This window comes from Rhizobium sp. BK376, from assembly GCF_004341625.1.
GTDB lineage: Bacteria > Pseudomonadota > Alphaproteobacteria > Rhizobiales > Rhizobiaceae > Rhizobium.
In genome coordinates this window covers 226,915-249,371 of record NZ_SLZG01000008.1, presented here as the reverse complement: position 1 = coordinate 249,371, position 22,457 = coordinate 226,915, and the positions used below count along the sequence as shown (strand labels likewise).

Genomic DNA, 22,457 nt, shown 5'->3' with positions numbered 1-22,457 from the left:
CGCACTCTCAAACCACCATCCACCACAACGATGTCCACACTGCCGTATCAGGTTCCAAATGAACCTAAATTCAATTCTGCCAAAGTAGTGCTAGGCTGTAGACTTATAGGTGCGGAGCCAGCGCAACACACCGTTCGACTTGCAAAAATAAAGCTCTTTGGCGCCTATGCGTCGTCGATGGCGTACCGGATCAATCGTTCACACGCCGCCTCGCCCACATCATCTGGCGCGCCGAGATCGTCGAGGAAATCGCGAGCGATGAATCCTTCAAGGAAATAGGCGTAACATTTTCCAGATTGAATGATCGGATCAGTCGTCTCTGTAGCCTCGTTCGAAAGGAACGCAGCCGAATCTCCGCTCCACGGCTCCACTACAAAAATGGTATCTTCTTCCGACCACTCCCGCCGCCTGCACAGTAATTCTCGCAGCGTCATATCGCCCCCCCAATCACCATCGCCATATAGCTTCAGAGACGGCTCGAATGCCAGCGCGCTGGCCGTGTGGCGACCTTTAGCAAAGCTGACGCGAATAGCGACGAGGTTCCGTCGAGCAGATCACGCAATCTACACAATCATCTATTCTAGTTGAGCTACTTTGGCTCAAAGGGAATTTGCGACATGTCGACCACGACATGGCAACAATGTGAGGAAGAGACCGTGGCAGAAGAGCTGATATTCTATACAAACCCGATGTCGCGCGGGCGCATTGCGCGCTGGATGCTTGAAGAAACCGGCCTGACATACCGAACCGAGGTCCTTGCCTTCAGTGAAGAAATGAAGGCGCCGAGCTACCTTGCCGTCAATCCGATGGGCAAGGTGCCGGCGATCAGGCACGGCGAAACCGTTGTCACCGAATGTGCCGCCATCTGTGCCTATCTTGCCGAGACATTCCCGGAGAAAGGCCTTGCACCAAGGCAGGAGGAGCGCGCTGCATACTACCGCTGGATGTTTTTTGCGGCCGGTCCGGTCGAAGCATCTGTAACGATGCGCGCTCTCGGTTTCGAAATCCCAAAGGATAGGCTGCGCATGGCAGGTTGTGGCGATTTCGGCGATGTCATGGGCACGCTTGAACAGGCGGTTTCCGCCTCACCCTACATTGCCGGCAACCGCTTTACGGCAGCTGACGTTTATGTCGGCTCGCACATCGGCTGGGGTCTCGCCTTCGGCACGATGGAGAAACGCCAGGCCTTTGTCGACTATTTCGGCCGTCTCAGCGAGCGTGACGCCTATAAGCGCGGCAATATGCTGGACGACGAAGCTGCCAAGGCTATGCAGGCGGCCTGACAAACCGGTGCCAGGCCGCCCAGCCCTCAATGCAGCGGCATATAGATCTCGGTCAGAAGCTCCGTCGGCGCAACATCGCGCGGATTGTTGAGGTATTCCTCGAACATCACGCTGTCACGCAACTGGCGGCCGGAGTTCGGCAGCCATTCGGCATAGAGCCATTGATAGGCCTTGTGCATATCGGCATAGGGTCCCTTGTGCCGCAGGACGGCATATTCGCCGCCATCAATCTGCCGCCGCTCCAGCGGCGATGACACGGACAGCTCGCTGCCGGCCTGGACGCAGGCATAGGAGCGCAGCTTTTCAACAGGCGTGATGTCGGGATCGTCAAGGTAGACGCCTATCATCCGCATCTCTGGCTTTGCGATGCCGCGGGCATAGAGCGTGCCGAACAGCGTCTCGAAGGCCTTGCCGATCTGCATATACGATCCCTCATGGGCAACGCCGACAAGGTGGGTGGACGGAATGGTGCGAAGCGTGACGTCGAACATGGCTGAAACCTCTCCTTTGGGTCCTGGTTCGAAGACTGTATGGCTTCCCTCTTTCCGATAGCGCGCCGGCGGCATGCCGTAGGCGGCCTTGAAGATGCGGTTGAAAGACTGGAGATTGGGATAGCCCGACCGCCTTGCAATCTCGCCGACATTAAGACCTGTCCGGACGATTTCGCCGGCCGCACGATGCAGCCGCAGACGCTTGACCGTCGCGGTCAGCGTCTCGCCATAGATCGCCCGATAGATCCTGTGCCAGTGATAGCTCGACATGCAGGCGATTTCGGCAAGTTTCTCCATGTCGAGCTCCTCGTCGAGATGCTCGTGGATATAGGCCGAAACCCGCCTCAGGCGCGCTTCATAGATGCCCCATGCCTTTTCGCCGTTCATGTCAAACCTCATGCAATTCGATCGGCCCGAAGAAAGCATAGTCCGATTTGACAAATCCTGCTGACTTCCGCCCGAACATATCGCGGCAAGCAAAAGCGGCGGAGGCCGTGAAGCCTCCGCCGCTTGAAATCTCGGAAATAGAACCAATCAGCCTGCGAGCGCGCTCGCCACTGCCTCGATCGCCTCGTCGGCCTTGGAGCCATCGGGGCCGCCGGCCTGCGCCATGTCCGGCCGGCCGCCACCGCCCTTGCCGCCAAGGGCAGCAGAAGCGACTCGGACAAGCTCGACGGCGCTGAAGCGCTCGACGAGATCAGCAGTGACCGCGACGACGGCGCTCGCCTTGCCGTCTTCCGAAACACCGATCAGCGCGACAACGCCCGAACCGATGCTGGCCTTGCCATCATCGGCCAGCCCCTTGAGATCCTTGGGATCGACGCCCTGAAGCGCCTTGCCGAGAAACTTGACGCCGCCGATCTCGCGAACGGCATCCGCCGTTCCCGCCTGACCGCCGCCCATCGCCAGCTTACGCTTGGCATCGGCAAGTTCGCGCTCCAGCTTGCGGCGCTCGTCCATAAGCGATTCGACGCGCGCCAGAACATCGCCCGGCTGAACCTTCAGCGTGGATGCCAGCGACTTCACGCGCTCGTCCTGCTCGGCGAGATACTCGCGCGCTGCCTCGCCAGTGACCGCTTCGACGCGGCGAACGCCGGCGCCGACGGCGCTTTCCGAGAGGATGCGGACAAGACCGATCTGGCCGGTTGCCGAAACATGCGTTCCGCCGCAAAGCTCGATCGAATAGGGCTTGCCGGCCTTGGCGCCATGAATGCCCGTACCCATCGCGACCACACGCACTTCGTCGCCATACTTTTCGCCGAAAAGCGCCATCGCGCCCTCGGAAATCGCATCATCGACGCTCATCAGGCGCGTCGTGACCGGCGCGTTCTGCAGGACGATCTCGTTGGCCATTTCTTCGACAGCCTTCAGCTCTTCCGCCGACATCGGCTTCGGATGCGAGACGTCGAAACGCAGGCGCTCAGGGGCAACTAACGAGCCCTTCTGGGCCACATGGGTGCCAAGCACTTCGCGCAGGGCTTCATGCAACAGGTGGGTCGCAGAATGGTTCGCGCGCAGCCGGCCGCGGCGGGCATGATCGACCTTCAGCGCAACGGGATCGCCAACCTTCAGCGAACCCTCGCCGACCGTGCCGACATGGACGAAGAGCCCCTCGCCCTTCTTCTGCGTATCGGTCACATTGAGCTCGCCGCTGTCGCCGTAGATCGTGCCGGTATCGCCCATCTGGCCACCGGATTCGGCATAGAACGGCGTCTGGTTGGTGACGACCTGCACGGCATCGCCGGCCGAGACGCTGTCGACGGAAACGCCATCCTTGACGATTGCCTGGATCACGCCTTCGGCCACCTCGGTGTCGTAGCCGAGGAATTCGGACGCGCCGTGCTTTTCCTTGAGCTCGAACCAGATCGTTTCGGCAGCCTTGTCGCCGGAACCGGCCCAATGGGACCGGGCCTCGGCCTTCTGGCGCTCCATGGCATCGGTAAAGCCGCTGATATCGACGCCGATGCCGCGCTCGCGGAGCGCATCCTGCGTCAGATCGAGCGGGAAACCGTAGGTGTCGTAGAGCTTGAATGCCGTCTCGCCATCGAGCATATCGCCCTTGCCGAGCGTCGTCGTTGCATCCGAGAGCAGCGACAGGCCGCGCTCCAGCGTCTTGTGGAAACGGTTCTCTTCGAGCTTCAGCGTCTCGGAAATCAGCGATTCCGCCCGCACCAGCTCGGGATAGGCCCGGCCCATCTCCTGCACCAGCGTCGGCAGCAGCCTGTACATCAATGGATCGCGCGCACCGAGCAGCTGCGCATGGCGCATGGCGCGGCGCATGATGCGGCGAAGCACGTAGCCGCGGCCTTCGTTCGACGGCAGCACGCCATCGGCGATGAGGAATGCGGACGAACGCAGATGATCGGCGATGACGCGGTGGCTGGCGCGCTGCTCGCCGACCGCCATGACGCCGGTTGCTTCCTCGGAAGCCTCGATCAGCGCGCGGAAGAGGTCGATGTCATAATTGTCGTGCTTGCCCTGTAGCACGGCAGCGACGCGCTCCAGACCCATGCCGGTGTCGATCGACGGACGCGGCAGGTCGACGCGCTGTTCCTTCGTCACTTGCTCGTACTGCATGAAGACGAGGTTCCAGATCTCGATGAAGCGGTCGCCATCCTCTTCCGGCGAGCCGGGAGGGCCGCCCCAAATCTGGTCGCCGTGATCGTAAAAGATTTCGGAGCAAGGGCCGCAGGGACCGGTATCGCCCATCGCCCAGAAATTATCGCTGGTCGCGATGCGGATGATGCGGTCATCGGAGAGACCGGCGATCTTCTTCCAGAGGTTAAAGGCGTCGTCATCCGTATGATAGACGGTGACAAGCAGGCGCTTGGCATCGAGGCCGAATTCCTTGGTGATCAGGTTCCAGGCAAGCTCGATGGCGCGCTCCTTGAAATAGTCGCCGAACGAGAAATTGCCGAGCATTTCGAAGAAGGTGTGGTGGCGCGCGGTATAGCCGACATTGTCTAGGTCGTTATGCTTGCCGCCGGCGCGCACGCATTTCTGCGCAGTCGATGCCGTCTTGTAGGGACGCTGTTCCAGACCGGTGAAGACGTTCTTGAACTGCACCATGCCGGCATTGGTGAACATCAGGGTCGGATCGTTGCGCGGCACAAGCGGGCTCGACGGAACAATCTCGTGTCCGTTCGTCTTGAAGTAGTCGAGAAAGGTCGACCGGATTTCATTCACACCGCTCATAGTGGGCCCTTCATTGCTGCCGAAGGCAGGTAAGCTTCAAATCTATCGGCTTTTATCGTCCGCTCTTGGCCCTGTCCAGCCGCACAAACAAAACCGGCTGCACATCTTAAGGACGTGCAACCGGTTTTGAATGAAAGAAACAGACTTCAGGAGATCGTCTGCTGGAGATTACATGTCGCCGGCACCATCACCATCATCGGCATCCGGTCCACCGTTCTGGAGGAAACGGTCGGCGATCAGCCCGGCATTCTGGCGCAGCGATGTCTCGATCTCACGAGCTAGATCCGGATTGTCACGCAGGAAAAGCTTCGCATTCTCGCGGCCCTGCCCAAGGCGCTGACTGTTATAAGAGAACCAGGCGCCCGATTTCTCGACTATGCCGGCCTTGACGCCGAGATCGACGAGCTCGCCGGTCTTCGACACGCCTTCGCCGTACATGATGTCGAATTCGACCTGCTTGAACGGAGGCGCCATCTTGTTCTTGACGACCTTGACGCGGGTCTGGTTGCCAATGACCTCGTCGCGCTCCTTGACGGCGCCGATGCGGCGGATGTCGAGGCGAACGGAAGCGTAGAACTTCAGCGCGTTGCCGCCCGTCGTCGTTTCCGGCGAACCGAACATCACGCCAATCTTCATGCGGATCTGGTTGATGAAAATCACCATTGTCTTTGACTTGGAGATCGAGGCGGTGAGCTTGCGCAGCGCCTGGCTCATCAGACGAGCCTGGAGACCAGGCAAACTATCGCCCATCTCGCCCTCGATTTCCGCACGCGGCGTCAATGCTGCAACGGAATCGACGACCAGAACGTCGACTGCACCGGAGCGCACCAGCGTATCGGTGATTTCAAGCGCCTGCTCGCCAGTGTCAGGCTGAGAAATCAGCAGGTTCTGCAGATCGACGCCGAGCTTGCGGGCATAGACCGGGTCGAGCGCATGTTCGGCATCGACGAAGGCGCAGATGCCGCCTTTCTTCTGTGCCTCGGCGATCGTCTGCAGCGCCAGCGTCGTCTTGCCCGAGCTTTCCGGACCGTAGATCTCGATGATACGTCCCTTGGGCAGTCCGCCGATGCCCAGGGCGATATCGAGGCTCAGCGAACCCGTGGAAACAGTTTCGATTTCGACCACGTTCTCGTTCGATCCGAGCTTCATGATCGAGCCCTTGCCGAACGACCGCTCTATCTGGGAGAGTGCCGCTTCAAGTGCCTTGCTTTTATCCACCGATTTGTCCTCTACGAGCCGCAAACTATTCTGTGACATCCGATCCACCTTTAGGTTATTGAAGCCGCCTAGGCAATGTAGCCGCCGATGCGAAGTTTGTACCTGATTTGTTCCGGATGCGCAAGGCCGCACCAAGCAGTTGAAAGAAAAAGATAAAATGAGACGTGTTCTATATTTGTTTTCTGCTTTTGACGCAAGGACTTACCCCGCTTCCGCATCATCGGAAGGCGCCACATTTTGCGCACGTCGGGCGCGCATGATTCGCCGCTTCGGTTCCTTGGGGAGCGCGGCATGACCAAAAAGATTCTTGTGCTCGGCGGCGCCCATATCGATCGGCGCGGACGCATATTCGGCGACACTGCGCCGGGCGCCAGCAACCCCGGCTCATGGTTCGAGGAACCGGGTGGCGGCGGCTTCAATGCCGCGCGCAATCTGGCGCGTCTCGGCTTTGACGTTCGCCTGATCTCACCGCGCGGCGGCGACGCGGTCGGAGAGATGGTCGCCGAGGCAGCACGGCAGGCCGGAGTCGACGATCGCCCTTTCATCTTTCTCGATCGCAAGACGCCGAGCTACACGGCGATCATAGAAAACGATGGCAATCTGGTCATCGCGCTTGCCGACATGGAGCTCTACAAGCTCTTTGGACCACGTCGGCTGACGATTCGCGCGGTGCGGGATGCCTTCGATGAGGCGGACCTCGTTCTTTGCGATGCCAATCTTCCATCGGAAACATTGACTGCCATTGCCCGGAAGGCAGCCTCCTGCGGCAAGCCGGTTGCTGCCATCGCCATATCGCCGGCAAAGGTGGTCCGGCTGCTGCCCTGCCTCGGCGACATAGACCACCTCTTCCTGAACGAGGCGGAGGCGGCTGCGCTGACGGAGAGCCGGCCGGAAGATCCGCTGCAGTGGGTCGAGAACCTCAGGGCCATCGGCCTCAAGGGCGGGGTGATAACGCGCGGTCAGCGCGAGGCAATCGCGTTCACCGCCGACGAGATCATCAGCCTGCAGCCGCCGACCGTGGAGAATGTGGCAGACGTGACAGGCGCCGGGGATTCGTTTGCGGCAGGCATCCTGTCCGGCCTGCTGAACGGCCTCGACCTTTCACAGGCGGTCCGTCACGGCGCAGCAGCAGCGGCGATAACCGTGCAGTCGCCGCTGGCAACAGCAGAAAATCTATCGCCGGAACTCTTAAATGCGATGCTTTCTCTTGTTCCGCAGTCGAAAATGTTGTCATGAAACCCTTTTAAACGTTCATCCCAACTTTCGAAGTAAGTGGATACGCCCATGACCAAGCCCATCTCCCCATTGCTGCCGATCGCCTATTCCAAGGAAGTCGCCGCCGCCAAGCATCGCGGCGCCCCGATCGTCGCGCTGGAATCCACCATCATCACCCATGGCATGCCCTACCCCGGCAATATCGAAATGGCGCGCAGCGTCGAGGCGATCATCCGCGAGGAAGGTGCCGTTCCCGCAACCATCGCCGTCATCCATGGCACCCTTCACATCGGCCTGGAGCCGAACGAGTTGGAGGCGCTTGCCCAGACCACGGGTGCAATGAAAGTATCGCGCGCCGATCTCGCCTTTGCGATTGCCGAGCGCCGCACCGGCGCCACTACTGTTGCCGCAACGATGATTGCGGCCGCCCGCGCCGGCGTTCATGTCTTCGCAACCGGCGGCATCGGCGGCGTCCATCGCGGCGCCGAGGACAGCTTCGACATTTCCGCTGACCTCGAAGAACTGGCCCGCACGCCCGTTATCGTCGTCTGCGCCGGCGCCAAGGCGATCCTCGATATTCCAAAGACTCTGGAAGTGCTTGAAACCCGCGGCGTGCCCGTCGTTACCTTCGGCAGCACGGAGTTTCCCGCCTTCTGGTCGCGCGTCTCCGGCCTGAAGAGCCCGCTGTCGCTGAACAGCCCGGCCGCGATCGCCAATTTCCAGAAGACCCGCGAACAGCTGGGCATCGATGGCGGCATGCTGATTGCCAATCCGGTGCCGGAAGCCGACGAAATCCCGCGCGAAGAAATGGAAATCTATATCGAACGCGCGCTCGACAGCGCCGAGCGTGACGAAATCACCGGCAAGGCAGTCACCCCTTACCTGCTCAGCACGATTTTCGATATTACCGAAGGCCGCAGCCTGAAGACCAATATCGCGCTCGTCGAGAACAACGCCCGGCTTGCAGCCGAGATCGCTGTCGCGCTGGCCGATTAAAGCCGGTCACTGGCTCAGACAGATATTCACAACGCAGAAAGCGCCGGGCAATCTCGGCGTTTTTCTATTGGTGCCTGCTCGTCGTTCTGGAGCTGATCAGGGATTTCCGACAAGCGATGCCGGCACGACGGCGCGCTTTGCATCATCAGGGACGCTGGCCACGAATTTGCCCGCCGGACCACCGCCGCTCGCCACAGAGAGATAGCGGTCCATCAAGCCCGCCATTTGCCTGTCGCGGCTGCCCGCACTCTTGCCGCCGAGGACCACGCCGATCAGGCGCTTTCCGCCGGTGCTGACTGAACTGGCGATATTGTATCCTGATGCGTTGATGAAGCCCGTCTTGATGCCGTCCATGCCGCCATAGCGATACATGAGGTGGTTGTGGCCAGCGACAAGCTTGCCGCGGAATTCAAACGACCGCATCGAGAAGAGCTTATATTCCTGCGGAAAGCGGTGGATCAAAGCCGAGGCCAGGATGGCCATGTCCCGGGCTGTCGTCACCTGGTTCGGGTCGGAAAGGCCCGACGCGTTGCGAAAAACGGTGTGCGTCATACCGAGAGAACGCGCCCTCGCAGTCATGACATTGGCGAAGTTCGCTTCCGATCCCGCAAGATAATCGCCCATCGCTGCGGCAGCATCATTGGCGGATTTGACGATCATCCCGTCGACTGCCTCTTCGACGGTAAACGCCTGACCAACCGGAAGGCCGAGTTTCCCGGGTATCTTGCTTGCCGCATTCCTGGTCATGACGATCTGTTGATCCCATTGCAGACGACCGGAATGCAATGCCTCGAATGTCAGGTAGAGAGTCATCATCTTTGCGAGCGATGCCGGATGGTTGGAAACATCCGCATTTTCAGACGCAAGAACCTTACCGGTGTTCGCATCTACAACGATGTAGGCCTGTCCCGCCGTCGCCAGTCCCGCAGCCATGGATAACAGAAACGAGGCAACAGCAGCCACAACCACGGCACGGAAGAAGGAGAATTTCATATCTACACCCTGGCAGTGGAGCGCTTCGAATGAACTTATTTCGTCAAATTCCGCAATTTCCGTCGTGTTTATAACTACTTCTCCCGCAGTGGAGCAATCAAAATCTCTGAAGGCAGTCTCTGGGATCAAGCTTCGGCACGTGGGCGTTCCGCCCGCCGTTCACCATAGCGGACGCAAGACCGCAGCTCGTGACTCCGCAATTTCTTGCGAAGCAGTCCGCGCAATCCCTTGCGAGGGCTCTCAATTTCACTGATGAGCGGCTTCGATCGCCCGCCGAGATTGCCTTAGCTATCCAGCGTTTCCCGCACGACGACAGCCAGCTGTTTCAGCGAGAACGGCTTTGGCAGGAAGCCGAACTTCGCATCGGGCGGCAGGTTGCGGGCAAACGCATCCTCGGCATAGCCGGACACGAAGATGAACTTCAGATCGGGATAGGTCTTGCGCAACTCGCGCAGAAGCGAAGGACCGTCCATTTCAGGCATTACGACATCGGAGACGACCACATCGACCTTGCCGTCCAGTTCCTCCATGATATCGAGCGCTTCGACGCCTGAGCCCGCTTCGTGGACCGTGTAGCCGCGCGTTTCGAGCATGCGCTTGCCGCCCCGTCGCACTGCCTCCTCGTCCTCGACAAGAAGAACGACTGCCGACTTGCCGGTGAGGTCGGTGGGCTCGGCGGCGGGCAGCGCTGCAACACTGAGATCGATTGCCGAAACATCGCGGCTTGGCTCCGCACTGCCTTCAGCCGCCGGTATCACCTCAACGATGTGCCGCGGCAGGAAGACGCGGAACGTCGTTCCCTTGCCCACCTCGGATTCTGGATGAATATAGCCGCCCGATTGCTTGACGATGCCGTAGACCATGGCGAGGCCGAGGCCAGTGCCCTTTCCCACTTCCTTCGTGGTGAAGAACGGCTCGAAGATCTTGTCCATGATCTCAGGCGCAATGCCGGTGCCTGTATCGCTCACCTCGACGAGAACCATGTCCTCATGCGGCAGGTAAGCGTAATTGAAGCCGGGCACTTCAGCGGCAGGCAGGTTCCGTGTCCGCAGCGTCAGCTTGCCGCCCTCGGGCATGGCATCGCGCGCATTGACGCAGAGATTGATCAGCACCTGCTCGAACTGCGAAAGATCGGTTTTGACCGGCCAGAGATCGCGGCCATATTCGACGTCGAGCTTGACATGCGTGCCTGATAGCAACCGGTCCACCAACATGCGCAGGTCACCGATCACGTCGGTAAGATTGAGAACGGTCGGGCGCATCGTCTGCTTGCGGGAGAAGGCAAGCAGCTGCCGCACCAGCACTGCGGCACGATTGGCGTTGCGCTTGATCTCCATGAGATCGGCAAAACTTGCATCCGACGGACGCGCCTGCAGCAACAGATGGTCGGAGGAAAGCAGAATGGCGGTGAGCACGTTGTTGAAGTCGTGCGCGATGCCGCCGGCGAGCGTGCCGACGGCGTTCAGCTTCTGCGTCTGCGCCATCTGCGTTTCGAGCGCCTTCTGCTCGGTCACTTCGACCGCATAGACGATCGCAGCCTCCTCGGGCACCTCGTCGCTCTGGTCGATGACGGCGTTGACGTAGAAACGGAAATGCCGCGTTTCGTCCTTGGGGTTGCGCGAGTCGATCGGCGGAATGTCGCCCTGTCGATCCTTGGCAGCGGCAAGCGCCTGCACCAGCAGCGCCCGGTCTGTTTCGTTGACGATGGTCTCGAGCGCAGCACCACGCTCTATGTCATCGCGCGATACGACTTCCGAGAACATCTTCAGGAACGGCGCATTGGTGCGCAGGATCCGGCCTTCGCCATTAACCGAGGCAATCGCCATCGGCGTATTGTTGAAGAAGCGGGTGAAGCGCATCGCGGCAACCGAGGCCGATTGGTCGGCGTCATCGTCCTTCTGCCGACCGAGAACAATCGTCCGGCTCTCGCCCGGCGCACCGTCGCGCATGGATGTGACGCTGTGAACGATCTTGACAGGCAGGCTTTGGCCATTCGATTTGCGCAGGTCCAGATCGAGCGTGACAGTCTTCTTCAATCCGGGCTCTGCCTGCACCGACTGGATCAGCGCAAGCCCCTCGCCCGCAACGAGGTCGCCAATCGTGATCGAGCCGGGAATGAATTTGGTCAGGTCCAGGCCAAGCCACTCGGCAAGCGTCGCATTTAGATAAAAAATCTCGCCCTTGCGGCCGGCCGAGAAGAAGCCTGCCGGTGCGTGATCGAGGTAGTCGATCGCGTTCTGCAATTCCTTGAAGAAGCGTTCCTGGTCGTCGCGTTCCGAGGTGATGTCGGTGATCTGCCAGATCTGCAGCGCCTTGCCGCCGCTCTGATCGGCCGGCAGCACGCGCGCCTTCAGCCGATACCAGTGTGCTCCCGATCCACTGCCGCCGACCGGTCCGAGCGGCCGGAGAAGCCGGAATTCCTCGCTGCCTTCCTTGCCTTCGCGCAGGCCATTCGTCAGCCGGTAGAGGGCTTCATTGGATTCGCGATTACGCGAAAGCAGCGCTTCCAACGACTGCACGTCGGTCGCCTTCTGCGCCCCCGTTAGCTGACCATAGGCGGCATTGGCATAAACGATCCGGCCCTTCTCGTCGGTGATCAGCGTTCCATCAGGGTGGCTGTTGAGAAAGGAGCGCGCCAATCCGTCCGACTGGGTCTGCGGCATGACCTCCACGAAACCGATGATCGAGGACACCAGAAAGAATATGCCAACCATGGCAAGGATGCCGAGAGCGCCGAGCACCATCTGATTGTCGAGGGAGTTCTTGAAGAATACGAAACCGGCCGCCGCGGCGATCAGCACGAACGCTAGAAGGATAATGCGCAGCACGGTGCCTGAGCGACCTCCATGATCTACCAGCGGCACGCTATACCCGTCGGACTGACGCAGCTTGGTCATAAATCCCTCGTTTCATCCGCTTCGATAGTCCGCCATGGCCTTGACGGACTTTCAGAATCGGACCTTTCGAATCTTCTTTAGCAATTTGCGGCATCCGCAAAAAGCGCCGGTCCGGGAGAAAGGCTTGAATTCACAGGGAACAGCGCCAGCTTGCATCTCATAAGCGCCCGAATGCACCGTTAAAGACGAAGCTTGAGGCGATTACCGGGGGAAGACAACAAACCGTTGCCTCTGCTATGCACCTCTTCATGCGATTTACTGTTATGATCGGTCGGGCGTAAGTAAGCTCGGAAACGAAATGCCTGTAAAGCAAGAGTAACAAGTGTAAACGGAGTAACCGAAATGTTGGACGACGTCGCCGTATCCTATGGCAGCCACTTTTTCGTTGCAGCAGGCGGAGTGGCTCTGGCCCTCCTATGCCTTTTTCTCGTTCTCTGGTTCATCCGTAACCGCGCACCCTCGCCTTTCGTGCGCGGCGGCAAGAACCGGCAGCCGAGATTGCAGGTACTGGATGCGGCAGCTGTCGATGCGCGCCGCCGGCTGGTTCTGGTGCGCCGTGACGGCATCGAGCATCTGATCATGATCGGCGGTCCGACCGATATCGTCATCGAATCAGGCATTGATCCGACAAGAGCCGCGGCGACTGCGACTGCTGCCGTGGCAGCGACCCCTTCTGCTTCCTTCGACGCATTGACGACCAGCCAGCCACTTTCCTTCGCCCGGCCGGAACCGACGCAGGAGCCGCCGCGTATCGTTGCAAGCCAACAGCCTAGTGCGCCGCAGCCCCGTCAGGAGGAGCCTGAACCGGCTGACGACCTCTATACGCCTGCCGTCGTGCGGCTTGACCCGCCCCAGCGTCCGGAGCCAGCCGTCGATCTCGATTCACGGCGTAAACCACCGCAGCCCGTTGAAAGACCTCGCCCGGTCGCGCCGCCTTTGGAAGTTGCACCGCCTCAGGAATATGTTCCGGAGCCGGTCGTTGCCGAGCGGGCCGAGGAGATAGAAGCCGCCGACGCGCTTGATGCCGTCCGCCATCGTGTCCTGCCGCCGCAGCCGGAGCGTCAGCCGCGGGTGTCGACACCTGCGGCCCAGAGCATGCCCGTCGTGGATCACGGGGCGCCCGTAACGCCCAAGGACAGCAATATTCGTCCGATCCCGGCCGTCGCATCCGCCGCACCGGCAGTCGACATCCAACCGCCGGTGCGGGAACCGAGCCTGGATTTCCAGAGCGTTCTCGAAGAAGAAATGTCGCAGAACCTGACCGCCGAGCGCATCGTTTCGAACGCGCCGACGCAAAATCAACGTCCGCAGCCAGTTCAAAGCCCGAGGCGAGATCCGGAACTTCCGCCGATCACAGGCGCCGACTCCGCGCTGCAGAAGGAAGTTGCCCGCATTTTTGGCGAGATGAGCGTCAATCGCGACAGGTAAGATCGCCGAAATATCGGCTGCGGGACAATAATGGCCGCAGGCGAAAATCCTGCTCAGAATATGAAAAAACAAAAGGCGCGGCTGATGAAGCCGCGCCTTTTGTTTCAAGTATCCTGGGACACCCTATTCGTCGCGATAGACCTTCTCGCGACGCTCATGACGTTCCTGGGCTTCGATCGACAGCGTTGCAATCGGACGAGCATCAAGGCGCTTAAGGCCGATCGGCTCGCCTGTTTCCTCGCAATAGCCATAGGTGCCGTCTTCGATCCTCTGCAGCGCAGAGTCGATTTTGGAAATCAGCTTGCGTTGACGATCACGGGCTCGAAGTTCGATGGCACGGTCGGTTTCGGAGGATGCCCGGTCAGCCAGATCGGGATGGTTTGCGCTTTCCTCAGCCAGATGGTCCAGTGTTTCGCGCGCTTCTCTTAGAATATCATTCCGCCAGGCAACCAGCTTGGTACGGAAGTATGCCTTCTGGTTTGCATTCATGAACTCCTCTTCTTCAGAGGGTACATAATTGCTAAGATCGATCTTCTCACTCAACGCGATTCTCCTGAAGAACATCTCATCTGGCGGGTGTATATCCCAACCGCCACCAATGATTCAAGCCAAATAGAGGTGGTAAACAGATTTTTAAATCTGTCATAAAATTCGGCTAAGGGACTAATTTTTCACCATATATTCGCGATCGACGAAATTGGCTGGAGATGCGGCCCTCGCTCGAATCCGGCCTTACGCGACAGCAGGCCCCGCATGCTCCCGTTGACGATGTCAACCCATGACGCTAGTTCAAGAGAGAGTTGTGTTTCGGAATTCGTCCCATGACCAGTATTTCGCCTCCACCGTTTCGCATTTATCTTCTGCGCCATGCCAAGGCCTTGTCGGCCCGACCCGGCGAGCGGGATTTCGATCGCGCCCTCAGCGACAGAGGCTATGGGGATGCGGAGATCATGGCCGACAAGGCTGCGGATAAGGGATATGTACCCGATCTCGTCATCTCCTCGACCGCGCTTCGTTGTCGGCAGACGGCAGAGGCCATCCGACGGGTGGCTGGCCCGGATGTAGAGTTCCGATTTGTCGATGAACTCTACAACGCGTCGGCGGACGGCTATCTCAACATCATCGCCTCCCAGGCGACCGACAATTCCGTCATGCTCGTGGGCCACAACCCCGTCATCAGCCAGACGCTGGCAAGCCTGATCGGCCAGAGTGCCGCGACGGCGGCATTGCCCAGCGGTTTTCCGACCGCCGGTCTGGCGGTGATCGATGCTGAGCGTAACGTGCCCGCAGCGAAAGCGAGCTGGACACTAACCGATTTCATAAGCGATTGAGCCGGATCGCGTTTCGGCGACTTCTTTTCACAGATGGTATCGCCTCCTATATGGTGGTTCAGTTGCCATCCGGGATCCCGCCTTGCCGCCAAGCCTGACATCCTTCACCGACGATGCGCTGATTGCCTTTGACAATCTGGCCGATCGTGCCGCCAGTCTCGTCAATCCGACGATCCGCCTCGGCGTGACCGGCCTGTCTCGATCAGGCAAGACGGTCTTCATCTCGTCGCTCGTGCACAACCTGCTGAATGGCGGGCGGCTTCCGCTCTTCGAGGCCGTGCAGTCCGGCCGGGTCTCATCCGTCCAGCTCGAGCCGCAACCGGACGACGCCGTACCGCGCTTCCAGTATGAGGACCATATTCGGGCGCTGGTGAAGGAGCGGATATGGCCGGATTCGACACGCGCCATTTCCGAGCTGCGCATCACGCTGCAATATCAAAGCGCCAGCGGCTGGAACCGGCTGTTCTCCCCGGGCCGGCTTTCGATTGATATCGTCGACTATCCCGGCGAATGGCTGCTCGACCTGCCGCTGCTTGGCAAGGATTACCGCACCTTCAGCGAGGAAACGCTGGCGCTGGCACAGACGGGCATCCGGGCAGAACTTTCCAGAGATTGGCTTGCCTTGACCGAGGCGACCGATATCGACAAGCCGGCCGACGAGATGCAGGCCCGTGACCTCTCCCAGGCCTTCACCGCCTATCTTCGCGCCTGCAAATCGGACGAACGCTCCCTGTCCACCCTCCCGCCTGGGCGCTTCCTCCTGCCCGGCGATCTGGACGGTTCGCCGGCCCTCACCTTCGCTCCGCTCATTCCCCCCAAGGACGGACATCCATCGAGGGGTTCGCTCTGGGCAATGATGGAGCGGCGCTACGAAGCCTACAAATCCGTCGTTGTAAAGCCGTTCTTCCGTGAGCATTTCGCCCGTCTGGATCGGCAGATCGTTCTCGTCGATGCGCTGCAGGCGATCAATCGTGGGCCTGAAGCCGTGCAGGACCTGGAGCGGGCGCTGACTGACGTGCTCGCCTGTTTCAGGCCCGGCACCAATTCGCTCCTGTCCTCCCTCCTCGGCCGGCGCATCGACCGTGTCCTGGTTGCCGCGACCAAGGCGGATCATCTGCATCACGAAAGCCATGACCGGCTGGAGGCGCTGACCCGGCGCCTGGTCGATCGCGCAATCGAGAGGATTGGCATGGCCGGTGCAGGCATCGACGTCATGGCGCTCGCCTCGGTCAGGGCAACGCGCGAGGCGACGGTACAGCGGGAAGGCCACACGTTGCCGGTCATCGTCGGCACGCCGATGGATAGGGAAACGATCGGCGACGAGACTTTCGATGGTCTTCGCAAGACGGCGATCTTTCCGGGCGACCTTCCGGAAAATCCGAAGTGGCTGTTCGAGGCGCTTGAATCGGACCCCGCCAATGTCCACCTGCCTGACGTGAACGTGGTCCGCTTCAGGCCGCCGGAACTGGATGAAACCGGTGGCGGCATCAAGCTCTCGGTTCCTCATATTCGCCTTGATCGTGCCATGCAGTTTCTTTTCGGAGATCGTCTCGCATGACGCCAAGCCCTGACGATCCCAGCAAGCCGATCCGCCGCCCTGCCGCTTTCTCGATCGAACCCGAGGAACGCATCAGCACGGCAGACAAGCCGGAGGTGCGACGGAAACCGCAAAGCTTCGACACGGATTTCGCCCTCACGCCCGAGGAGGAAGACCCTTTCCTCAATCCCGAACTGGCGGCGGAGGAACGGGCAATGGCGACGGTCGCGCCACGCCGCCGGCGCTTCTCCTTTGCAAAGGTCGCCGCCGGCGCCTTCGGCATCCTGTTTTCGCTGGCTGTGGGTCTTTGGACGGATTGGCTGATCCGCGATCTCTTCAGTCGTGCCGATTGGCTGGGCTATGCGGCGCTTACAGTGCTTGCAATCGGCATTCTGGCCGTTCTCGGAATCGTCATCCGCGAAACGGCAGGCATGATGCGCCTTGCCGCCGTTCAAACGATCAAGGCCGAAGCGGAGGCCGCGTCGATCGAGATCCGGCCTGCTCGCGCGAGGGCTCTCGTCCAGCGGCTGACGACCCTGCTGGCCGGCAAGCCAGAAACGGCCAAGGGCCGCGCAACCCTGAAAGCAACCGAGGGCGATATCATCGACCCTCCGCAGCTTATCGCGCTGGCGGAACGTGAGCTACTGAGCCCCCTCGACCGTCAGGCGCGCGCACTGATCCTCGGTGCGTCGAAACGCGTTTCGGTCGTGACAGCCGTCAGCCCTCGCGCCATCGTCGACCTTCTCTATGTTCTCTATGAGTCGGCGCGACTGGTCCGCGCGATCGCCGACCTCTATGGCGGCCGCCCGGGAACACTCGGCATGCTTCGCCTCATGCGCGATGTGCTTGCCCATCTTGCCGTTACCGGTTCGATTGCGGTCGGCGACAGCATCGTGCAGCAGATCCTCGGCCATGGGCTAGCGTCCAAGCTCTCGGCAAGATTGGGCGAAGGCGTGGTTAACGGCCTCATGACGGCGCGCATCGGCATTGCAGCCATGGATCTCTGCCGTCCCCTGCCTTTCAAGTCCTTGAAACGGCCCGGCATTGCCGATTTCATCGGCGATCTCACTCCGGGCATGAGCAGTCGCTGACAAGGCGAAATGACCCGAAACGAGCGGTTTTGCCAAGACCGGAAACCAAGCGTTAACCATTCTGCGGCAAAACTAGAACTCGGTTTCCGGTTTCTTTTCGCCAAGGAAAGCTCATGTTCTCGCGCCAGTTTCTTATTGTTTGCGGCCTCGCCGCCGCGGCCCTGTCCCTTGGCGCATGGTCGCAATCGGCAAGTGCAGCCTCTCGTGACAAGGCCTTTTTTCAATCGGTGTCCGGCGCATGGCGCGGCCCGGGTGAAATCGTTGCCGGCAAATACAAGGGCACCAAGTTCACCTGCAACCTGACGGGCCAGCCGGTTGCCGGCGACAACGCCGGCGTGAAGCTCGACGGCACCTGCCGCGTCGGCGTTTTCCAGCAGCCCATGTCAGCCGAAATCACCCAGCAGGGCGGCACCTACAAGGGCAAGTTTCTCGACGGCGCAGCCGGAAAGGGACTTGATGTGACATCAGGAACCGTCAACGACAATACCGTCGTGATCGGCCTGAACCGTCAAAAGCTGAACGGCGCCATGATCGCCCGGGTTCAGGACAACAAGTCGATGAACATCACCATCTCGGTCAAGGTCGAGGAGCAGATGATACCTGTCATCGGCCTGACCCTGACACGTCAGAACGTCGACGAAATGGCGGTCGGTTCTATTCAGTAAGGCATACCCGAAATTCTGGACACTTGAGCGGCTGGAAGCGATTTCCGGCCGCTTTTGTTTAGAGGCGCTGCCACCAATCCCGGTTTTCATCGGCAATCTCGATCCCCGCGGTGTCGACTTCGGCAAGCCATTCCGAAATCGAACGTCCGTTGAGCGCCAGATCCGCTGCAATATCCGCAAGCGGCAGAAGAACGAAGCCACGCTCGGTCATGCGCGGATGTGGAATTTGCAGGCTCGGCCCATCGGACGCGACGTTGCCGTAAGTCAGGATGTCGATATCGAGTGTTCGAGGCCCCCAGCGCTCGATACGTACCCGCTTCATCTCGCGCTCGATGTCGAGGCACGCCTCCAGCAGGGCATCCGGCGTCAGCGACGTCGTTACCGCCGCACAAGAATTGTAGAAGAAGGATTGGTCCGTCTTGCCCCAGGGCGGCGTACGATAGAGACGCGAGACCGCAATCACGTGACAATCGCCACGCCCATCCAGCATTCTCAGCGCTACGGCCATGGCATGAACGGGATCTCCGACATTGCCTCCGAGGCCAAGCGTCGCAGTGACCACACCAGTATCAAGCGAAATGCTCAATGCTCACCTGTACATAGTCGAGAACGCCGGGTACGGGCGCGTTCGGCTTGCGGACCGTGATCTTGGCACGGCGAATCTGCGGAAACCGATTGCAGAGTTCCTTGGCGACATCCAGCGCCAAAGCCTCGATCAGATAGCGTCTCTTGCCGGTGACAATCTCCTCGATGACAGTGAAAGCCAGGCCATAATTGACGGTCGCATCGATGGAATCGTTTTCCAGCGCATCGCCGGCGACGACGTCCAACTCGGCGTCCACGAAAAAGCGCTGGCCGAGAAACTCTTCCTCGTCAAGCACGCCATGGCGAGCAAAGAAGGCGCAGTTCTGCAAGGTGATCGTATACATGCCGGTCATGATGTCTTTCCGCCTGTTTTTGCGCCCGTATCGAGAATAGCATCAGCGACTGCCAGAGCATCCCTGTTGATTGCGACATTGTGCACGCGAAAAACCGCAGCGCCCTTGAGCCGCAGGATTGCGTTGCTTGCGGCCGTCGCCACATCCCGGTCTGCGGCGTCACGCCCGCTTGCCGCGCCAATGAAGCGCTTGCGCGACGTTCCGGCAAGCAGCGGCAAGCCAAAGCGGTGCAGCTCTTCGAAACGGACTATGAGCTCGAGGTTCTCAGCGGTGTCCTTTGCGAAACCGAAACCCGGATCGAGCAATATGTTCTGGCGATTGACGCCGGATGCGGATGCGATCTCCAGCGAACGCGTCAGAAACTGCATCTGGTCATCGATCACATCCGCAAGCTTCTGGCGTTCCCGACCCGTATGCATGATGCAGAGCCCGGCGCCGGTCTGCGCCGCAAGCAATGCGATATCCGGCTCGCGCTGCAGCCCGAACACGTCGTTGATGATATGCGCTCCGGCCCCGACCGCGAGACGCGCGGTATCGACGCGATAGGTATCGACGGAGATCAGCGCCTCTGTCCTGCCCCTCAAAGCTTCGATGACCGGCAGTATCCGGCCCTGCTCCTCGGTCGCCGTCACGGCCTCCGCGCCCGGCTTGGTCGACTCGCCGCCGATATCGATGATGGCCGCACCTTCGTCCGCGCAGGCAAGTGCATGGGCAACGGCGGCATCGACAGCCTCGAACCGCCCGCCGTCCGAAAAGGAATCGGGCGTCACGTTGACGATCGCCATGATCACGCTGCGCGCGCCGAGATCGAGGCTGCGTCCATGCGCGACATGCCAACTATGGCCGCGAGGCTCCGTCACGAAATGTCCATCCCATTGAAATACAAAATACAGCGCCTGATATTGCGCTCGCAGTGGCTATGCCGCAAGCTCTGGCAAAGTTCAACCTGGTTACCTCACGAATGCTTTTCGCATCCCCTACGGCGCGCGCCGCGCTCGCCGCCCTCCTGCTGTTCGGAACCTGTGGTTCGGCAACCGCCAAGGTGGTCTACGGAAAATCCGTCTCTTATTTCGATATTGAGGGCAATACCGCAGACGATCTCGATGCGGCGCTCAACGCGCGCGGGCCGACGACCATGGGTGCCAGCAGCAGACACCCCGGCGCAACGCGCATTCGCTTCGGCGGTCAGGCGACCTATGTGGAGAAAAACGGTCGCTGCTACATCGGTGGCGCCCGCGTCACCGTCAATGTGGAGATCATCCTGCCGCGCTGGCGTGATCGCAGTCACGCCGACAAGCAGCTTTCAATGGTCTGGGACACGCTTTCGGCCGATATGAGGCGCCATGAGGAGCGACACGCGGAGATCGCCCGCGAGCACGCGCACGCAATGGAAAAAGCCATCATCAACCTGCCGCCGGCCCCTGATTGCGACGCTTTGCAGGCCCGAGTCGATGCCGAATCAGCACGCTCGATCGAGGAGCACGACCGGGATCAAGCCCGTTTCGACATGATCGAGGCTGCCAATTTCCAAAACCGCATTCAAAGGCTGATGAGCTACCATAAAAAGCTCAAGGGAAGAAAAACTGAACAACCACAGTAATTTAGCTAGTTTACCCATAAATATTTGTGGGAAATAAACTGTGCGAAACTTGTCACAATGTCGGCTAATAGCACTGTGACCTTACCTTTGAACTTTACGAAAGCATCAAATAAGGTTCTTCTAATTCAAAGTGCATCGACGGGCGTTTCGAGTTTGTTTCCCTGGGTTCTCCTGGCGCATCCTGAAGCCGCAGACGCTTCCTCCCTCGCCTGTTGGTGATGCGCCCGCCTTGCCTCGCTCATCGCGATATGCAGAGCGAGGCTTTTTTTGTCAGCACCAAATCTGATTGGTTTCGGCAGGCTTTACGCCTGCCGCTCCGGAACATGCACGGTAAGCCCGTCAAGCGCAGCACTCAACTTGATCTGACAGGAAAGCCGCGAGCTCGGGCGTACGTCGAAGGCGAAGTCGAGCATGTCCTCCTCCATCGGCGCAGGCGGACCGACCCTTTCGACCCAGGCTTCATCTACATAGACATGACAGGTCGCACAGGCACACGCGCCGCCGCACTCCGCCTCGATGCCCGGCACCGAGTTGCGAACGGCATTTTCCATGACCGTGGAGCCTTCGTCGGCATCAAGGTCGAAACGTGTGCCGTCAAAGGCGACGATGGTCAATTTAGTCATGATGGATTCCGGTATCGTGAATTAGAGAAGCTCCAGGATTTTCCTTCCAACAATTCCCATGGGCAGTCAACATTGCAGCCCAACGAAACAGGGCCGGCACCAAGCCGACCCAGTGTCGCTCTATTGAGGAGAAAGTCCCGTCTGCCGTTCCGGCCCGGCATATGTGACGGGCTCGGCACGCTCAGCGCGAAAGCTTGAGAATGAAATTCTCCGCGTCGACCACTGCGGCGCCGACTGCAGCCATGCATGCTGCGTCGCCGACGCGATCTTCGAACGCGTTCGCGGCCTCGGCTACCTTGAATGCGCCGACTGCGCTCGCAGCGCCCTTCAGCCGATGTGCGCCGGCCTTGGCCTTCTCGGCGCTGCCGCTGCCGATCTCCTGCAGGCAGGCGCGTGCCTGCCGGGCAAACATATGAAGCACTTCGACTTCCAGCACCTTGTCGCCCATCGTTTGCTTGGCGAGGTGGACGAGGTCGATCGGACGCTCTCTCGACGGACCCGTTCCGCGCGAATTGTCCGGAGCTTCAAATGCAATATTCAGTGCTGCCATTTGCCAATTCTCCCATTTATGTTCTTGTGGGCTTGCTGCATCCTTGCGGCCTCGGCATGGCGATCCCGTTAAATTCCGGAACATACGTAGCGTCAATTTGATCGTATGGTTAACGACCGTTAAACATGTCTAATTTATCTGTTTTTCAGCAATGCATTGATTTAAAAGATGTTAACAACCGCTTAATGCGCCTGGCGCACGGGCGTTCCTATAATTGTAAGCGCATTGGGAATGTGTCACTACGATACGAGTACATTGGGTTGATGGTGCCCGTCTTTGCCCGATGAGTGGATGATGGTAATGTTTTGATACCAAACGCTTGATAAAGCAGGCATCCGCTCTGAACATAAGGAATATCCGCTATCCCAAATGGGGGATGGCGGATGGTCTTGAAGGCGATGACGAT

At 59.8% G+C, this 22,457-nt stretch carries 20 protein-coding genes and 1 pseudogene; 9 read left to right on the top strand and 12 right to left on the bottom strand.

What is annotated here, in order from left to right:
- Positions 1-164 precede the first annotated feature (164 nt).
- Positions 165-434 carry a hypothetical protein gene (locus tag EV561_RS20670; RefSeq protein ID WP_132524182.1) on the bottom strand — a complete coding sequence of 90 codons (270 nt, stop codon included), beginning with the start codon at positions 432-434 and terminating at the stop codon, positions 165-167.
- A gap of 222 nt (positions 435-656) precedes the next feature.
- Between EV561_RS20670 and EV561_RS20665 the strand changes: the two genes are divergently transcribed.
- Positions 657-1,283 carry a glutathione S-transferase family protein gene (locus EV561_RS20665; RefSeq protein WP_132524205.1) on the top strand — a complete coding sequence of 209 codons (627 nt, stop codon included), beginning with the start codon at positions 657-659 and terminating at the stop codon, positions 1,281-1,283.
- Positions 1,284-1,309: 26 nt separating this feature from the next.
- Here EV561_RS20665 and EV561_RS20660 read toward each other — a convergent pair whose 3' ends face one another.
- The 3 genes from EV561_RS20660 to recA form a co-directional block, all read right to left on the bottom strand.
- On the bottom strand, positions 1,310-2,161 hold the full coding sequence (locus EV561_RS20660; protein ID WP_132524181.1) for an AraC family transcriptional regulator: 852 nt from the start codon (positions 2,159-2,161) through the stop codon (positions 1,310-1,312).
- Positions 2,162-2,308: 147 nt separating this feature from the next.
- Positions 2,309-4,969, bottom strand: a complete 2,661-nt coding sequence (alaS, locus tag EV561_RS20655; RefSeq protein WP_132524180.1) for an alanine--tRNA ligase — start codon at positions 4,967-4,969, stop codon at positions 2,309-2,311.
- A gap of 168 nt (positions 4,970-5,137) precedes the next feature.
- Positions 5,138-6,226: a recombinase RecA gene (recA, locus tag EV561_RS20650; RefSeq protein ID WP_132524179.1), complete on the bottom strand. Its 1,089-nt coding sequence runs from the start codon at positions 6,224-6,226 to the stop codon at positions 5,138-5,140.
- 252 nt (positions 6,227-6,478) lie between these two features.
- Here recA and EV561_RS20645 point away from each other — a divergent pair, with 252 nt between their 5' ends.
- Both EV561_RS20645 and EV561_RS20640 read left to right on the top strand, forming a co-directional pair.
- Positions 6,479-7,423 carry a carbohydrate kinase family protein gene (locus tag EV561_RS20645; protein ID WP_132524178.1) on the top strand — a complete coding sequence of 315 codons (945 nt, stop codon included), beginning with the start codon at positions 6,479-6,481 and terminating at the stop codon, positions 7,421-7,423.
- Between the two features lie 48 nt (positions 7,424-7,471).
- Positions 7,472-8,398, top strand: a complete 927-nt coding sequence (locus tag EV561_RS20640; protein WP_132524177.1) for a pseudouridine-5'-phosphate glycosidase — start codon at positions 7,472-7,474, stop codon at positions 8,396-8,398.
- A gap of 186 nt (positions 8,399-8,584) precedes the next feature.
- On the opposite strand, the pseudogene EV561_RS20635 reads toward EV561_RS20640, so the two are convergent.
- A pseudogene (locus EV561_RS20635) lies at positions 8,585-9,391 on the bottom strand (D-alanyl-D-alanine carboxypeptidase family protein); the annotation flags it as partial.
- 284 nt (positions 9,392-9,675) lie between these two features.
- Entirely contained in the window at positions 9,676-12,288 is a 2,613-nt protein-coding gene (locus EV561_RS20630; protein WP_132524175.1) for a PAS domain-containing sensor histidine kinase, read from the bottom strand.
- A gap of 342 nt (positions 12,289-12,630) precedes the next feature.
- On the opposite strand from EV561_RS20630, the gene EV561_RS20625 reads away from it, so the two are divergent.
- Entirely contained in the window at positions 12,631-13,716 is a 1,086-nt protein-coding gene (locus EV561_RS20625; RefSeq protein ID WP_132524174.1) for a flagellar biosynthetic protein FliO, read from the top strand.
- 123 nt (positions 13,717-13,839) lie between these two features.
- Here EV561_RS20625 and dksA read toward each other — a convergent pair whose 3' ends face one another.
- Positions 13,840-14,259, bottom strand: coding sequence for an RNA polymerase-binding protein DksA (dksA, locus tag EV561_RS20620; protein ID WP_132524173.1), 420 nt, complete (start codon positions 14,257-14,259; stop codon positions 13,840-13,842).
- Positions 14,260-14,537: 278 nt separating this feature from the next.
- Here dksA and EV561_RS20615 point away from each other — a divergent pair, with 278 nt between their 5' ends.
- From EV561_RS20615 to EV561_RS20600, 4 genes are all read left to right on the top strand, one after another.
- The gene (locus EV561_RS20615; RefSeq protein WP_132524172.1) at positions 14,538-15,047 is read left to right on the top strand and encodes a histidine phosphatase family protein; all 510 of its coding nucleotides are present in this window, start codon (positions 14,538-14,540) and stop codon (positions 15,045-15,047) included.
- 82 nt (positions 15,048-15,129) lie between these two features.
- Entirely contained in the window at positions 15,130-16,605 is a 1,476-nt protein-coding gene (locus EV561_RS20610) for a YcjX family protein (protein WP_132524171.1), read from the top strand.
- Positions 16,602-17,675 (top strand): TIGR01620 family protein, encoded by a 1,074-nt coding sequence (locus EV561_RS20605; protein WP_132524170.1) that lies wholly within the window; start codon positions 16,602-16,604, stop codon positions 17,673-17,675. Before EV561_RS20610 ends, EV561_RS20605 begins: the two co-directional genes overlap by 4 nt.
- Positions 17,676-17,788: 113 nt before the next feature.
- Positions 17,789-18,340, top strand: coding sequence for a hypothetical protein (locus tag EV561_RS20600; protein ID WP_132524169.1), 552 nt, complete (start codon positions 17,789-17,791; stop codon positions 18,338-18,340).
- Positions 18,341-18,398: 58 nt separating this feature from the next.
- On the opposite strand, the gene folK is transcribed toward EV561_RS20600, so the two are convergent.
- The 3 genes from folK to folP are packed head-to-tail and all read right to left on the bottom strand — an operon-like array spanning position 18,399 to position 20,063.
- A complete protein-coding gene (gene folK, locus EV561_RS20595) occupies positions 18,399-18,902 on the bottom strand; it encodes a 2-amino-4-hydroxy-6-hydroxymethyldihydropteridine diphosphokinase (protein ID WP_132524204.1) in 504 nt (167 codons plus the stop codon).
- A 7-nt stretch (positions 18,903-18,909) separates the two neighbouring features.
- Positions 18,910-19,278 carry a dihydroneopterin aldolase gene (gene folB / locus EV561_RS20590; protein ID WP_132524168.1) on the bottom strand — a complete coding sequence of 123 codons (369 nt, stop codon included), beginning with the start codon at positions 19,276-19,278 and terminating at the stop codon, positions 18,910-18,912.
- On the bottom strand, positions 19,275-20,063 hold the full coding sequence (gene folP, locus EV561_RS20585; protein ID WP_132524203.1) for a dihydropteroate synthase: 789 nt from the start codon (positions 20,061-20,063) through the stop codon (positions 19,275-19,277). The genes folB and folP overlap by 4 nt, the downstream gene beginning before the upstream one ends.
- A 134-nt stretch (positions 20,064-20,197) precedes the next feature.
- Here folP and EV561_RS20580 point away from each other — a divergent pair, with 134 nt between their 5' ends.
- On the top strand, positions 20,198-20,878 hold the full coding sequence (locus EV561_RS20580; RefSeq protein WP_245512779.1) for a DUF922 domain-containing protein: 681 nt from the start codon (positions 20,198-20,200) through the stop codon (positions 20,876-20,878).
- A 302-nt stretch (positions 20,879-21,180) separates the two neighbouring features.
- On the opposite strand, the gene EV561_RS20575 is transcribed toward EV561_RS20580, so the two are convergent.
- Positions 21,181-21,501: a 2Fe-2S iron-sulfur cluster-binding protein gene (locus EV561_RS20575; RefSeq protein WP_132524167.1), complete on the bottom strand. Its 321-nt coding sequence runs from the start codon at positions 21,499-21,501 to the stop codon at positions 21,181-21,183.
- Between the two features lie 181 nt (positions 21,502-21,682).
- Positions 21,683-22,051, bottom strand: a complete 369-nt coding sequence (locus EV561_RS20570) for an Hpt domain-containing protein (protein WP_132524166.1) — start codon at positions 22,049-22,051, stop codon at positions 21,683-21,685.
- Between the last annotated feature and the right edge of the window lie 406 nt (positions 22,052-22,457).

Excerpts from the sequence above, each read along its gene's own strand:
- EV561_RS20670 (WP_132524182.1), bottom strand. The coding sequence starts at position 434 with ATGACGCTGCGAGAATTACTGTGCAGGCGGCGGGAGTGGTCGGAAGAA.
- EV561_RS20660 (WP_132524181.1), bottom strand. The coding sequence starts at position 2,161 with ATGAACGGCGAAAAGGCATGGGGCATCTATGAAGCGCGCCTGAGGCGG.
- alaS (WP_132524180.1), bottom strand. The coding sequence starts at position 4,969 with ATGAGCGGTGTGAATGAAATCCGGTCGACCTTTCTCGACTACTTCAAG.
- recA (WP_132524179.1), bottom strand. The coding sequence starts at position 6,226 with ATGTCACAGAATAGTTTGCGGCTCGTAGAGGACAAATCGGTGGATAAA.
- EV561_RS20645 (WP_132524178.1), top strand. The coding sequence starts at position 6,479 with ATGACCAAAAAGATTCTTGTGCTCGGCGGCGCCCATATCGATCGGCGC.
- EV561_RS20640 (WP_132524177.1), top strand. The coding sequence starts at position 7,472 with ATGACCAAGCCCATCTCCCCATTGCTGCCGATCGCCTATTCCAAGGAA.
- EV561_RS20630 (WP_132524175.1), bottom strand. The coding sequence starts at position 12,288 with ATGACCAAGCTGCGTCAGTCCGACGGGTATAGCGTGCCGCTGGTAGAT.
- EV561_RS20625 (WP_132524174.1), top strand. The coding sequence starts at position 12,631 with ATGTTGGACGACGTCGCCGTATCCTATGGCAGCCACTTTTTCGTTGCA.
- EV561_RS20615 (WP_132524172.1), top strand. The coding sequence starts at position 14,538 with ATGACCAGTATTTCGCCTCCACCGTTTCGCATTTATCTTCTGCGCCAT.
- EV561_RS20605 (WP_132524170.1), top strand. The coding sequence starts at position 16,602 with ATGACGCCAAGCCCTGACGATCCCAGCAAGCCGATCCGCCGCCCTGCC.
- EV561_RS20600 (WP_132524169.1), top strand. The coding sequence starts at position 17,789 with ATGTTCTCGCGCCAGTTTCTTATTGTTTGCGGCCTCGCCGCCGCGGCC.
- folB (WP_132524168.1), bottom strand. The coding sequence starts at position 19,278 with ATGACCGGCATGTATACGATCACCTTGCAGAACTGCGCCTTCTTTGCT.
- folP (WP_132524203.1), bottom strand. The coding sequence starts at position 20,063 with ATGGCGATCGTCAACGTGACGCCCGATTCCTTTTCGGACGGCGGGCGG.
- EV561_RS20580 (WP_245512779.1), top strand. The coding sequence starts at position 20,198 with ATGCCGCAAGCTCTGGCAAAGTTCAACCTGGTTACCTCACGAATGCTT.
- EV561_RS20575 (WP_132524167.1), bottom strand. The coding sequence starts at position 21,501 with ATGACTAAATTGACCATCGTCGCCTTTGACGGCACACGTTTCGACCTT.
- EV561_RS20570 (WP_132524166.1), bottom strand. The coding sequence starts at position 22,051 with ATGGCAGCACTGAATATTGCATTTGAAGCTCCGGACAATTCGCGCGGA.